Origin of the sequence: Sphingomonas sp. CFBP 13714, from assembly GCF_014842205.1 — a bacterium.
Taxonomy (GTDB): Bacteria; Pseudomonadota; Alphaproteobacteria; order Sphingomonadales; family Sphingomonadaceae; genus Sphingomonas; species Sphingomonas aerolata.
Genome location: NZ_JACYVG010000007.1, coordinates 13,096 through 26,730 on the forward strand (window position 1 = coordinate 13,096; position 13,635 = coordinate 26,730).

The window sequence follows — 13,635 nt, forward strand, 5'->3', positions numbered from 1 at the left end:
CCCCGGAATCGATCTCGAATTGCTACGATCGATGCGCCTAATCGCACATCCCTGAAGGCATCGTCGTGTGACGAGCGCCGTTCAAGGGGTGCATCAATGAAGTTCCGTCATGCGGCCATGGTCGTCGCGATCCTCGCTCTTCCCGTCACCGCGCAGGCGCAATCGACACCCGGCGACAAGGCCGAGGCCGCTGCAGACACCGCTCCCCCGGCAACGCTGACGGTCAGCGGTTCGGCGGCGATCGCCTCCGACTATCGGTTTCGCGGCGTGTCCCAGTCCGACCGGGAAATGGCCGTCCAGGGCGGCATCACGGTGTCGCACGCAAGCGGTCTCTATGCCGGCGTCTGGGGATCGAACCTTGCCGGCTGGGGGACGTTCGGCGGCGCCAATATGGAGCTCGATCTGATCGGGGGCTACAAGGTGAAGCTGGCCGACAATGCGACGCTCGACGCCGGGCTGACCTGGTACATGTATCCGGGTGGCGCGGACAACACCGACTTTGCCGAGCCCTATGCCAAGCTCAGCGGCACCGCCGGCCCCGCAACGCTGACCGCGGGCGTCGCCTATGCGCCCAAACAGCAGGCGATCGGCAAATGGTATGCGACCGGCGCCGATGCCGCGGCGGGCCTCTATACGAGTCCGGGCGACAAGGACGACAATCTGTACCTGTGGGGCGACGGCGCGCTTGCGCTGGCCGGTACGCCGATCACCGCCAAGGCGCATGTCGGGCATAGCTGGGGGCAGGACGGGCTAGGCCCCAACGCGACCGCGGTCGCGCCGACCGGCGAATATTGGGACTGGTCGCTCGGCGCGGATGCGACCTGGCACAACCTCACCTTCAACGTGTCGTACATCGACACCGACATTTCGGGCGCCGAGGCGATCTATCTGCGCCCCAGTTTCAGCAAGGGACAGGACGGCAGCGGCAATATCGCCGGCGGCACCATCGTCGCGTCGCTCACCGCGGCCTTTTGAGGAGAGATGGTGATGGACGACCTGATCTGGATCCTCGTCATGGTCGGGCTGGTGGCGGCGACGCTCGCTTATGCCCGGCTCTGCGACAACGCGTGAGGACGCACGCATGACGCTCGACCTCTGGCTCGCGGCGCTGACCGCGCTTGGCCTTCTCGTCTACCTGGTGGCGGTCCTGATCCGCCCCGAACGCTTCTGAAGGAGGCGGACACCATGACATTCCAGGGCTGGATCCTGATCCTCGGCTTCGTCGCCATCCTGCTCGCGCTGACCAAACCGGTCGGCGTGTGGCTTTTCACGCTGTACGAGGGACGGAGGACGCCGCTCCACATCGTGCTCGGCCCGGTCGAGCGCGGTTTCTACAAACTGGCCGGGATTGACCCGAATGCCGAGCAGGGGTGGCGGCGGTATGCGCTTCACATGCTGCTGTTCAACGTTATGTTGATGGCGTTTACTTATGCCGTGCTGCGCTTGCAGGGCGTGCTGCCGGGGAACCCGCAGGGGCTGGCCGGGCTCAGCCCGAACCTCGCGTTCAACACCGCGATCAGCTTCACCACCAACACCAACTGGCAGAGCTATGGCGGGGAATCGACGATGTCGAACCTCAGCCAGATGCTGGGGCTGACGATCCACAATTTCCTGAGCGCGGCCACCGGCATCGCGCTCGCCTTCGCGCTGTTCCGCGGTTTCGCGCGGCGCGAGTCCAAGGCGATCGGCAATTTCTGGGCGGATATGACGCGCGTCACGCTCTATGTCCTGCTGCCGATCTCGATCGTCTATGCTTTGTTCCTGATCGCCAGCGGCGTGCCGCAGACGATGGCGGGCGTCGTCGACGTCCAGACGCTGGAGGGCGCGAAACAGTCGCTGCTGCTCGGCCCGGTCGCGAGCCAGGAGGCGATCAAGATGCTCGGCACCAATGGTGGCGGTTTCTTCAACGCGAACTCCGCGCACCCGTTCGAGAACCCGACCGCGCTGACCAACCTCGTCCAGATGCTGTCGATCTTCCTGATCGGCTTCGGGCTGACCTGGACGTTCGGCAAGGCGGTCGGCAACACCAAGCAGGGCTGGGCGATCCTGTCGGCGATGGTGATCCTGTTCCTCGCGGGCGCCACCGTCACCTATTGGCAGGAAGCCGCGGGCAACCCGGTGCTCCAGCATCTCGGCGTCGCGGGCGGCAATATGGAGGGCAAGGAGGTCCGCTTCGGGATCGCCGCGTCGGCCTTGTTCTCGGTCGTCACCACCGCCGCATCGTGCGGCGCGGTCAACAGCATGCACGACAGCTTCACCGCGCTCGGCGGGATGATCCCGCTGTTCAACATGCAGCTCGGCGAGGTCGTGATCGGCGGCGTCGGCGCAGGGATTTACGGCTTTCTGCTGTTCGCGATCCTCGCTGTGTTCGTCGCGGGGCTGATGGTCGGGCGCACGCCCGAATATGTCGGCAAGAAGATCGAAAGCCGCGAAGTGAAGCTCGCGGTGCTGGCGATCGCCGTGTTGCCGTTGATGATCCTAGGTCTGACCGCGCTGTCGTCGGTGCTGCAACAGGGGTTGGCGGGGCCGCTCAACAAGGGGCCGCATGGCTTCTCGGAGATCCTCTACGCCTTCACCAGCGCGGTCGCCAACAACGGCTCCGCCTTTGCGGGCCTGACCGCCAACACGCCCTATTACAACGGGCTGCTGGGCGTCGCGATGTGGGTGGGCCGGTTCTTCATCATCGTGCCGATGCTCGCGATCGCGGGGAGTCTCGCGGCGAAGAAGTACACGCCGGAAAGCGCAGGCTCGTTCCCGACCACGGGCGGGCTGTGGGTGGGGCTGCTGGTCGGCATCATCCTCATCCTGGGTGGTCTCACCTTCCTGCCGGGCCTCGCGCTCGGTCCCATCGCCGATCATCTCGCGATGATCAGCGGCACATTGTCCTGATCGGGGGCCACCATGGCAAAGACCCAGACAAAAAGCCTGTTCACGGCCGACCTCGTCGTCCCCGCGATCAAGGCCTCGTTCCTCAAGCTCAACCCCAGGGAGCTGGTCCGCAATCCGGTGATGTTCGTCACCGCCGTGGTCGCGGCGTTGATGACCGTCCTGCTCGTGGTCGGGCAGGATAGCCTGTCGATCGGCTTCAAGCTCCAGCTCGTCATCTGGCTGTGGCTGACCGTGTTGTTCGGCACCTTTGCCGAAGCGCTCGCCGAGGGGCGCGGCAAGGCGCAGGCGGCGTCGTTGCGCGCGACCAAGGCGGAACTAACCGCCAAGCGGCTGAAAGGCGACGGGCGCGAGTTCGACGCGGTGCCCGCCAGCCAGCTCAAGGTCGGTGATATCGTGCTGGTCGAGACCAACGACCTGATCCCGTCCGACGGTGACGTCGTTTCGGGTGTCGCCTCGGTCAACGAGGCGGCGATCACCGGCGAGAGCGCGCCGGTGATCCGCGAGGCGGGCGGCGACCGCTCGGCGGTGACCGCGGGCACGCGCGTCATTTCGGACGAGATCCGCGTCAAGGTGACGGTCGAACCCGGCAAGGGTTTCCTCGACCGGATGATCGCGCTGGTCGAGGGTGCCGAGCGGCAGAAGACGCCGAACGAGATCGCACTGACGCTGCTGCTCGTCGGGCTGACGGTCATCTTTCTCATCGCGGTCGGCACCGTCCCGGGCTTTGCGTCCTATGCCGGCGGGTCGATACCGGTGGCGATGCTGGCGGCGCTGCTGATCACGCTGATCCCGACGACAATCGCGGCGTTGCTGTCGGCGATCGGGATCGCGGGCATGGACCGGCTGGTGCGCTTCAACGTGCTCGCCAAGTCGGGGCGCGCCGTGGAGGCCGCGGGCGACATCGACGTGCTGCTGCTCGACAAGACCGGGACGATCACGATCGGCGACCGGCAGGCGAGCGAGTTCCGCGCGGTCTCCGGCACCAGCGCCCAGCAATTGGCCGAAGCCGCGCTGATCGCCAGCCTTGCCGACGAGACGCCGGAAGGTCGCTCGATCGTGCTGCTCGCGCGGCAGACGTTCAACGTCGCGACTACCACGCTCCCTACCGGGGCCGAGATCATCCCGTTCACCGCGCAGACCCGCATTTCGGGGGTGAAGATGGCCGACACCTTGATCCAGAAGGGCGCGGTGGATTCGATCCTGCGCGCCAATGCCGGATCGGGCGAAACCGCCGCGGCGACCGAACTGCGCCGGATCACCGACGAGATCGCCCGCGCGGGCGGGACACCGCTGGCGGTCGCGCAGGACGGGCGCCTGCTCGGCGCGATCTTCCTCAAGGACGTGGTCAAGGCCGGCATCCGCGAACGGTTCGGCGAGCTGCGCGCGATGGGGATCCGCACGGTGATGATCACCGGCGACAATCCGCTGACCGCGGCGGCGATCGCGGCCGAGGCCGGGGTGGACGATTTCCTCGCCCAGGCGACGCCCGAGGACAAGCTGGAGCTGATCCGCAAGGAACAGACCGGCGGCAGGCTGGTCGCGATGTGCGGCGACGGCACCAACGACGCGCCCGCGCTCGCGCAGGCCGATGTCGGTGTCGCGATGAACACCGGCACGCAGGCGGCGCGCGAAGCGGGCAACATGGTCGATCTCGACAGTGATCCGACCAAGCTGATCGAAGTCGTCGGCCTCGGCAAGCAGTTGCTGATGACGCGCGGTGCGCTGACGACCTTCTCGGTCGCCAATGACGTCGCGAAATATTTCGCGATCATCCCGGCGATGTTCGTCGTCCTCTATCCGGGGCTCGGCGTGCTGAACGTGATGCGTCTCGGGTCACCGGAAAGCGCGATCCTGTCGGCGATCATCTTCAACGCGGTCATCATCCCGTGCCTCGTCCCGCTGGCGCTGCGCGGCGTCGCCTACAGGCCGATGGCAGCCGGACCGCTGCTCGCACGCAACCTCGCGGTGTACGGCCTGGGTGGCCTGGTCGCACCGTTCATCGGCATCAAGCTCATCGACCTTGTGGTCGGTGGCCTCGGTCTCGCATAAGGAAAGACAGACATGGGCAAGGATTTCACCTCCGCGCTGCGGCCGGCGATCGTCATGACGATCCTGTTCGCGGTCCTTCTCGGGCTCGTCTACCCGCTTGCCATGACCGGTATCGGCCAGGCGATCTTCCCCTCTCAGGCGAACGGCAGCCTGGTGCGCGATGCCCGCGGGACCGTCATCGGCTCGACCGTGGTGGGACAGGCGTTCACGACCGATCGCTACTTCCAGACGCGGCCATCGGCGGCCGGCAAGGGCTATGACGGTCTGGCGTCGTCGGGGTCGAATCTCGGACCGGCGAGCCAGGCGCTGGTCGATCGCGTGACGCCCGACGTCGCGAAACGCCGTGCCGAGGGTGTGGCCGGTCCGGTGCCTGCCGATCTGGTCACCGCCAGCGGTTCGGGGCTCGACCCCGACCTGTCGCCCGCCGCCGCTTTGGCGCAGGCACCCCGCATCGCGCGCGTTCGCAGCGTGCCGGTCGCGCGGGTTCGCACTTTGGTCACCGATGCGACGGATGCATCGATCCTGGGTGAGCCGCGCGTCAATGTCCTCGCGCTCAACCGTGCGCTCGACGCCTTGCCAGCCTCCGGCGCGCCCGCGCGCTGATGCCGGTCTCGGGCGACGGCAGACCTGATCCCGACGCCCTCCTGCGCGCCGCCGCGCAGGAGGGTCGCGGGCGTCTCAAGGTCTTCCTCGGTGCCGCGCCCGGAGTCGGCAAAACCTTCGAGATGCTGTCCGAAGGCGCGGCGCGCCGACGCGACGGAGCCGATGTCGTCGTCGGCGTGGTCGAGACGCACGGCCGGGCGGAAACCCAGGCGCTGACCCGCGGCCACGAGATCATCGCGAGGCGGGCGATCGCCTATGAGGGCCGCACGCTCCAGGAGATGGATCTGGATGCGATCCTCGCGCGGGCGCCGCGCCTCGTCCTCGTCGACGAGCTCGCACACACCAATGCGCCGGGCAGTCGCCACCCCAAACGCTATCAGGACGTCGAGGAACTGCTGGTTGCCGGAATCGACGTCTATTCGACCGTCAACATCCAGCACGTCGAGAGCCTGAACGACATCGTCGCCAGCTTCACCCGCGTCCGCGTGCGCGAGACGGTGCCCGACAGCGTGCTGGAAATGGCCGAGATCGAGGTCGTCGACATCCCGCCCGACGAGTTGATCGAGCGACTGCGCGCCGGCAAGGTCTATCTGCCGCACGAGGCGACGCGGGCGCTGTCGCACTTTTTCTCCAAATCCAACCTGTCCGCTTTGCGCGAACTTGCGCTGCGGCGAGCGGCACAGGCGGTCGACGCGCGGATGCTCGACGACGTCCGCGCATTGGGTCTCGGCGGCACCTGGGCTGGCAGCGACCGGATCGTCGTCGCGATCAACGAATTGCCCGGTGCCGACGCGCTGGTGCGCGCCGCCAAACGCGTGGCCGACGGGCTTCGGGGGCCCTGGACCGCGCTCTTCATCGAAACCCCGCGCGTCGCGAATTTCTCCGATGCCCAGCATCAGCGCGTTGCCGCGGCGATGACGCTGGCGACGCAGCTCGGTGCAGCCGTCGCGACGGTGCCCGCGACCGATGTGGTGGCGGGTATTCAGGGCTTTCTCGCCGATGCCCGCGCGACGCAGCTGGTCATGGGAAAGTCGCACCGGTCGCGGTGGTTCGAGTTTCTGCACGGTTCGGTCGTCGACCGGGTGATCCGCGATACCCCGGGCGTCACCGTCCATGTGCTGCCCGTGGCTGCAGACCCACGCGGTCGGGACCGTGGTCGCCGCCGGCCGGCGCGGTGGGGTACGCCCGCCGGCTATGTGGTTACGACCGCACTCGTCGCGAGCGTCACGGGCGTCGCCAGCGCCCTGTTCCACATCCTCGATCTCGGCAACGTCGCGCTGTTGTACCTGTTGCCGGTCATGGCCGCCGCCAGCCTCTATGGCCTGCGCACCGGTCTTTACGCGGGGATCGCCTCCAGCCTTGCCTACAACTTCTTCTTCCTGCCGCCGGTCGGTACGCTGAGCATCAGCAATCCCGAAAATCTGGTCTCGGTCTTCGTCCTGCTCGCCATCGCGGTCGCGACGAGCCAGCTGACCTCACGTGTCCGGGCGCAGGCGGATCTGGCCGCGGCGAGTGCGCGGACCAACGCGACGCTTGCCGGTTTCCTGCGCCAGATCACGAGCGTGAACGACCTCGACGTCGCGGCGCAGATGATCTGCGACGACGTCCGCGGGCTGCTCGACGTACAGGTCGTCCTGCTGGTGCCCGGGATCGGCAAGAACCTGGAGATCCTCGCGGCCAGCGATGCCGGCTATCATCTCGGCACGATGGATACCGCCGCGGCGACCTGGGCGCTGGACACGGGCATGGCGGCCGGGAAAGGATCGGGCACGCTTGCGGCATCGGAGTGGCTGTTTCAGCCGCTGAAGGCCGGCGGCCGCGTGCTGGGCGTGCTGGGCGTGGCGAAGGATAGCGCGGCCGACCCGGTCCGCGCCGACCAGCTGCCGCTGCTCAGCAGCCTGCTCGACCAGTCCGCGCTGGTGCTCGAGCGGTTGCGGCTCGAGGTCGAGATGCGCGATGTCGAGACCGTGCGGACGCGCGACCGCCTGCGCGCCGCGCTGCTGTCGTCGGTGAGCCATGACCTGCGCACGCCGCTTACCGCGGTCATTGCCGCGGCGGACCAGCTCGAGCATGGCGCGACGCCCGACCTGATCGCGACGATCAAGGCCGAGGCCGCGCGGCTCAATCGTTTCGTCGCCAACCTGCTCGACATGGCACGGGTCGAGGCGGGCGCGCTGAAGCTCAACGTGGAACCGACCGACCTCAGCGATGCGGTGACCGGCGCGGCCCATGACGCGCGGCGCGCGCTGGAGGGCCATGCGGTCCGGCTCGACGTCCCGCCCGATCTTCCACTGGTCTACACCGACCCTCAGCTGCTCCATCATTGCCTGCTCAACCTGCTCGACAATGCCGGCCGCTACGGCGATCCCGGGACCGAGATCGTGATCGAGGGGCGGCACCGGTTCGGCGAGCTTCGATTGGCCGTGATGGATCACGGACCCGGCCTGCCGCCGGGCAAGGAAACCGAAGTGTTCGAGACGTTCCGCCGCCTCGAAGGGTCCGATCGCGCGGTGGGCGGAACGGGGCTCGGCCTCGCGATCGTCAAGGCATTCGCCGAGGCGATGGACATGACGGTCGAGGCCGGGAACCGCGACGATGGTAGCGGAGCCGCCTTCGCACTGATCTTCCCGCGCGCACTCATCGTCCGCGACCTCAAACCGGAAAGCATCGCCTGAATGCCCGCAAAGATTCTCGTGGTGGACGACGAAGCCGCGATCCGCCGCCTGCTCCGCAACACCCTCACCCGCGCGGGCTATGCGGTTGTCGAGGCCGAGGACGGGCGGCAGGCGCTGCAGCAGGCAGCGGTCGAGCATCCGAGCGCGGTCCTGCTCGACCTCGGCCTGCCCGACCGCGACGGGTTGAGCCTGATCCCGCTGCTGCGGACGCACGGCGATGCGGTGATTCTGGTGGTGTCGGCACGCGATGCGGTCGACGAGAAGGTCACAGCACTCGATCTGGGGGCGGATGATTTCATCACCAAGCCGTTCGACAGCGAGGAACTGCTCGCCCGCCTGCGGGTGGCGCTGCGTCATCATGGACTGTCCGAAACCACGCCTAAGATCGTGCGCACCGGTGACGTCAGCATCGATCTCGATCGCCGGGTCGTGTTCCGGGGCGAAGAGGAACTGCATCTCACCCGCAAGGAGCATGACGTGCTCGCGGTGCTCGCCCGGCACATCGGCCGCGTCGTGACGCATCAGCGCGTGCTCGCGGCGGCCTGGGGCGGCGAGGAAGACCCGCGCGTCGAATACCTCCGCATCGTCATCCGCAACCTGCGGCAGAAGCTGGAGCACCCGGGACCAGTCGGCAGCGTGATCGCCAACGAACTGGGCGTCGGCTACCGCTTGCGTGCCGATGCGTAGCGAGGTCCTTGCGGATATCTCGATTGACATAGCATCGACGGGCACCGCGACTTGGATGCCTGACCGATGCCGGTGTCCTCGTCAGGCGGCCGTGCTGACGGGCGTTTCCGAAATGAGCGACAGATACAGGTTCGCGAGTTCGTAATGGCGGGCGCAGGCGCTTGGATCTTCGGTGGCGGCGGCCATTGCAATTTCCTGCTCGGCTCGCCGTTCGAAATAGCACCGATCTGCGTCCGTCATCGTCAAGCCCCTCGCGCAGCATCGCCCGCGTGTGTTCCGCCGCCGGCGAGTGCCAGCCATGCGGCGTCCTAGGCGCGGGACCAGATTGCGACAAGAGCTATTGTTCGCTATATGTTCTTTGACTAAGGATCCTCAATCCGTGGCGAAGTCAGTGCGTGTCGGTCGGACTCCGGAGGGCTCCTGCAGTACAGTTCTGGGTGCGCGTCCGTTGGCGAATGGATACATGCCAAATCGGGCTGAACTATAGCCGTTTGGGATGTTCATGAAAAGTAAATAGAAATTGTTCTCAGATGCATCCATGGCTTATGATTTCCCCATGACCGATCTATCCTATCCAGTCGGTGATGATACCCAGCGTGTGGTGCTGCAACTCCAGAACGCGATACTCAAGAGGATTGCACGGGGCGAGAGTCTGGACGTGACCTGCCGGTCGTTATGCGAGCAGGTCGAGCAGCTGGTGCCCGGCGTGATCTGTTCGGTCCTGACGGTCGACCGCGCGGGCAGGATGCATCCGCTGGCCGGCCCCAGTCTTCCGGAGTCGTATTCGCAGGCGATCGATGGCGCCGCGATCGGGCCGCTGGCGGGGTCGTGCGGCACCGCCGCGTATCTTGGCACCGACGTCAGCGTCGCGGATATCGCGACTGATCCGCGCTGGGCCGATTTCAAGCATCTGGTGGCGCCGCTCGGTCTGCGCGGCTGCTGGTCGAGTCCGATATTGAATCCGGACGGCGTTATCGTGGCGACCTTTGCTTTCTACTACCGCGAAGCGCGGGGGCCGACGGCGTTCGAACGCGTGCTCGTCGAACATTGCCTGCATCTCTGCCTGATCGCCATCGACCGCCATAATCGCGTCGTCGAACATGAGCGGCGCGCCTTTACCGACACACTGACCGAGCTGCCCAACCGGGCCGCCTTCAATGCGGCATTGGCCGATATCCGGGAACGGGCGGTCGCGCGCTGGGCGCTGTTCGTGCTCGATCTCGACAATCTGAAGGTGATCAACGACACGTTCGGGCATCCGGCCGGCGATGCTGTCCTGCGGATCGTCGGTCAGCGCATCGCGGCGGCGGGGGAGCCCGGGCGGACCTTTCGGGTCGGGGGCGACGAATTCGCGCTGATCCTGGAGTCGGCGGACGACCTGGCCGAACCCGATGCGATCGCGCAGCGGATCCTCGATGCGCTGGGCCGACCCGCCGATTGCGGCGGCCAGATCGTCGTGCCGCGCGCGACCATCGGTGGCGCGGTCTATATCGCGGGCGATCCCGTGACCGACCCTGTGCGCCAGAATGCCGATTTCGCGCTGTACCATGCAAAGGACACCGCGCGCGGCAGCTTCGTGATGTATTCGGCCGCGCTCGGTTCGAGCATGACGCGGCGCCTGCACGCGATCCGCGATGTCAGCGCAGCACTCTGCGACGGACGGATCGAGGCCTATTACCAGCCGATCTTCCGGCTCGACACGCGCGAGATCGTTGGTCTGGAAGCGCTGTGCCGGATGCGCATTGACGACCGGATCATTTCTGCCGCGGCGTTCCACGAAGCCACTAGCGATGCGCGGGTTTCGACCGCGCTGACCGAGCGGATGATGGGGCTTGTCGCCGCCGACATCCGGACCTGGCTCGATCTGGGTCTCGCGGTCCAGCATGTCGGGATCAACGTCTCGTCGGAGGATTTGAGCGGCGGGGCGATTGCGCGCGTGCTCGCATCGGCGTTCGAACGCCACCGTGTCCCGCTCGAACATGTCATCCTGGAGGTCACCGAGACCGTGTATATGGGCCGGGGCGACCAGGCGATCCAGAAGGCGATCCGCGCACTCCGCGACCACGGCATCCGGGTGGCGCTCGACGATTTCGGGACCGGTTTCGCGTCGCTTACGCATCTTCTGACGGTGCCCGTCGACGTGATCAAGATCGACAAGACGTTCGTCGATCATCTCGAACCCGACAGTGTCAGCGCGACGATCGTCGAAGGGCTGATCCGTGTCGCCAAGAAGATGGGCATCCGGATCGTCGCGGAGGGAATCGAGTCGGATCAGCAGATCGCGCAGCTTCGCGCGATCGGCTGCGTGCTTGGCCAAGGTTTTGTATTTTCTCCGGCCGTCGACCGGGATGCGACGACCGCGCTCCTGACGATGCACGGGCAGCGCGAGGCGCGGCGTGTCGGCAGTGGCGGGATGGCACGGGCCTCGTGAGGATGCGGCCGGCCCAGTGCCGGCGGTATCCCGCGAGCCGGGGTGGCGCGGCACCCATGGCTTGGCCTTACTGGTAGCGGAGGGTCTTTTCGAACCCTTCATTCGTCTTGGCCATCTTGGCAATCTTGCGCAGCTGGCTGCGGACATGGCGCTGGAACCGGATATCGTCGTAGATGCCGGTCGCGGTATAGTCGTCCTGCGCGATCAGCTCCTTGAGCCGTTTTGCAAAACCGGTCTGATCCGCGGTGCAGTCCGGTGCCTGAAGCGCCCGACAGGCCCATTCCTCGGCGGCCGCCTTGTCATAATCGTCCTGCGCCTCGTAGCCGCGCCGGTCCGCCATTGCCTGGTCAAGCTTCGCCGCGGCAAGCCGCCGCTCGAGCCAGATTTTGACTAGGGTCCCGTCCCACGCCGCGCTTTTGGTATTCGCCGGATCATTCATCGTTCGCTCCAATGCATTCCGGCATATGCGCAAATCGGGGACGTTCAAGCGCGTTTGCGGGCGCCGCTCTGCGTATCAGCGTGATGCCCGGGTCGGTGCGGGATCGAGCGGCGCGCTGGTATGGAGCGCATTGACGGTGTCATCCGTTGACGGAGCCGATCAGACGATCGCTCCAACCGACAGGATCCCTTATGCTTCGTTCCCTTCTGATAGGCCTGGTGGCCGGCCAGCGTGCGATGACGCCGCTTGCTGCACTGGCCGGCGCCGCACAGCGCGGCACGCTCCCTGAGGATACCGCTGGAGCGCGTCTGATGGCGGTGCCGCTGATCAGCGCCGGGGGCGTGGCGATGGCGGCGGCCGAGATGGCGGGCGACAAGATGAAGACCGCGCCCGATCGTACCGTGTTCCTCGGTCTGCTCGCGCGCACGATCACGGGCGGCTTTGCCGGCGCGGCGCTCGCCCCGCCAAAGCGTCAGCTGACGGGCGCAGCGGTCGGGATCGGCGCGGCGATCCTGTCATCCTATGGTGGCCTCGCCGCCCGCAAATGGGCGATGGAACGCTGGGGGCAGACGAGCACCGGGTTCGTCGAGGACGCGATCCTGATGTCCGCGGCGACCGCGATCGTTCACGCCAGGCCGGCGCACGCCTGACGCCGGATCGCCGTCAGCGGCGGCCGCCGCGCCTTCGCTGACGGCACGATCTCCGACTAGATCTGGCTATTCTAATACTTCGCTTCGTCACAATACATCAGATATCGATCTATTGCCTCCGGCTCCACCTTCTCGCACACAAACAACAGTGATAAGCGCGGGATATTACGGGGGGATCTATGATTCGAGCAATCATTCTGGCTGCGGCATTTGCGGCGACGGTTCCAGCAGGGGCTTTGGCGAAGGATGATCCGAACACGCTGACGCACGGCATGGTGCAGATGAACCTGAAGGTCGGCACCACGACGCAGGCACAGATCATCGAGGCGTTTGGCGGGCCGAACATTACCACTATCGATGGTTCCGGACAGGAAATGTGGGTCTATGACCGCCATGCCACGGTGTCTTACGACAAGACATCGGGGTTTTCGATTGGCCTGTTCGGCGGCGGTGGTGGCGGCGGCGCCGCGGGGCTGGGCGGTCTGGGGTTCAGCAACAAGAAGTCGCGGTCGAGCCAGTCGTCGCGCGCCATGACACTCGTGATCAAGTTCGACGCGAACAAGGTCGTCAGCGATTTCCAAAGCCGCAGCAGTTCGTTCTAAGGGGGAATATCAATGAAGAAGCTTTTTGTAGCGCTCGCCATGGCGGGTGCATGCCTCGACGCGTCTGTCGTCCTTGCAAAAAAGCCGGTCGTCATGTCGTCGCTCGAACTGCAGCAGCTGCAGGGTCGGGATATCGAGGCGAGCAAGGATCAGGTGTTCGGCGCCGTCATGTCGGTGCTGCAGGATTCGGGCTATCGTATCCAGGCCGCCGACAAGGACACCGGGCTGATCACCGGTATCGCCTCGACCAAGGGCAAGATGTCGTACAGCCTGTGGACCGGTTTCGGTAAATCGAAGAAGACGCCGATCGTCTCGGCCTTTATCGAGCAGACCAGCCCGTCGACGACGCATGTGCGGCTGAGCTTCGTCATGGGGAAAGTCAAATCGACCGTCTATGGCTCGGGGGCGCAGGACGAAGAGCCGATCTACGACGTGTCGGTCTATCAGACGGCGTTCGAACAGATCAACCAGACCGTGTTCATCCGCCAGACGATGAAATCCCCGGCCGCGACGGTGGCTTCGCCGGGTGCGCCGATCGCAGCGACGCCTGTCGCCACCACGGTCGCGCCCGCCGCGCCGTCCGCCCCCAAGTGACGATCGGTCAGGCGGG

13 protein-coding genes are annotated in these 13,635 nt (G+C 66.2%); 11 read left to right on the top strand and 2 right to left on the bottom strand.

Annotation, left to right across the window (positions count from 1 at the left end; translation table 11 throughout):
• Positions 1-96: 96 nt before the first annotated feature.
• The 7 genes from IFT54_RS15640 (at position 97) to IFT54_RS15670 (ending at position 8,903) form a co-directional block, all read left to right on the top strand.
• A complete protein-coding gene (locus IFT54_RS15640; protein WP_192071316.1) occupies positions 97-975 on the top strand; it encodes a TorF family putative porin in 879 nt (292 codons plus the stop codon).
• A 106-nt stretch (positions 976-1,081) separates the two neighbouring features.
• Positions 1,082-1,171, top strand: coding sequence for a K(+)-transporting ATPase subunit F (gene kdpF / locus IFT54_RS15645; RefSeq protein WP_037531783.1), 90 nt, complete (start codon positions 1,082-1,084; stop codon positions 1,169-1,171).
• A gap of 14 nt (positions 1,172-1,185) precedes the next feature.
• Positions 1,186-2,889, top strand: a complete 1,704-nt coding sequence (gene kdpA, locus IFT54_RS15650; RefSeq protein ID WP_192071317.1) for a potassium-transporting ATPase subunit KdpA — start codon at positions 1,186-1,188, stop codon at positions 2,887-2,889.
• Between the two features lie 12 nt (positions 2,890-2,901).
• Positions 2,902-4,938, top strand: a complete 2,037-nt coding sequence (gene kdpB, locus IFT54_RS15655; RefSeq protein ID WP_192071318.1) for a potassium-transporting ATPase subunit KdpB — start codon at positions 2,902-2,904, stop codon at positions 4,936-4,938.
• Positions 4,939-4,950: 12 nt separating this feature from the next.
• Complete coding sequence (kdpC, locus tag IFT54_RS15660) at positions 4,951-5,541, top strand: potassium-transporting ATPase subunit KdpC (RefSeq protein WP_192071319.1); 591 nt, start codon at positions 4,951-4,953, stop codon at positions 5,539-5,541.
• A complete protein-coding gene (locus IFT54_RS15665) occupies positions 5,541-8,216 on the top strand; it encodes a sensor histidine kinase (protein WP_192071320.1) in 2,676 nt (891 codons plus the stop codon). Before kdpC ends, IFT54_RS15665 begins: the two co-directional genes overlap by 1 nt.
• The gene (locus IFT54_RS15670) at positions 8,217-8,903 is read left to right on the top strand and encodes a response regulator transcription factor (protein WP_166747011.1); all 687 of its coding nucleotides are present in this window, start codon (positions 8,217-8,219) and stop codon (positions 8,901-8,903) included.
• A gap of 81 nt (positions 8,904-8,984) precedes the next feature.
• On the opposite strand, the gene IFT54_RS15675 is transcribed toward IFT54_RS15670, so the two are convergent.
• Complete coding sequence (locus tag IFT54_RS15675; RefSeq protein ID WP_156363512.1) at positions 8,985-9,143, bottom strand: hypothetical protein; 159 nt, start codon at positions 9,141-9,143, stop codon at positions 8,985-8,987.
• Positions 9,144-9,459: 316 nt separating this feature from the next.
• On the opposite strand from IFT54_RS15675, the gene IFT54_RS15680 reads away from it, so the two are divergent.
• Positions 9,460-11,334, top strand: a complete 1,875-nt coding sequence (locus IFT54_RS15680) for a putative bifunctional diguanylate cyclase/phosphodiesterase (protein WP_197984715.1) — start codon at positions 9,460-9,462, stop codon at positions 11,332-11,334.
• Positions 11,335-11,401: 67 nt separating this feature from the next.
• On the opposite strand, the gene IFT54_RS15685 is transcribed toward IFT54_RS15680, so the two are convergent.
• Entirely contained in the window at positions 11,402-11,773 is a 372-nt protein-coding gene (locus tag IFT54_RS15685) for a hypothetical protein (RefSeq protein ID WP_192071321.1), read from the bottom strand.
• A gap of 191 nt (positions 11,774-11,964) precedes the next feature.
• On the opposite strand from IFT54_RS15685, the gene IFT54_RS15690 reads away from it, so the two are divergent.
• From IFT54_RS15690 to IFT54_RS15700, 3 genes are all read left to right on the top strand, one after another.
• Positions 11,965-12,423, top strand: coding sequence for a hypothetical protein (locus tag IFT54_RS15690; RefSeq protein ID WP_056408993.1), 459 nt, complete (start codon positions 11,965-11,967; stop codon positions 12,421-12,423).
• 179 nt (positions 12,424-12,602) lie between these two features.
• Positions 12,603-13,025 (top strand): hypothetical protein, encoded by a 423-nt coding sequence (locus IFT54_RS15695; RefSeq protein ID WP_244649106.1) that lies wholly within the window; start codon positions 12,603-12,605, stop codon positions 13,023-13,025.
• Positions 13,026-13,037: 12 nt separating this feature from the next.
• On the top strand, positions 13,038-13,619 hold the full coding sequence (locus IFT54_RS15700; RefSeq protein WP_156360467.1) for a hypothetical protein: 582 nt from the start codon (positions 13,038-13,040) through the stop codon (positions 13,617-13,619).
• Positions 13,620-13,635: the final 16 nt, after the last annotated feature.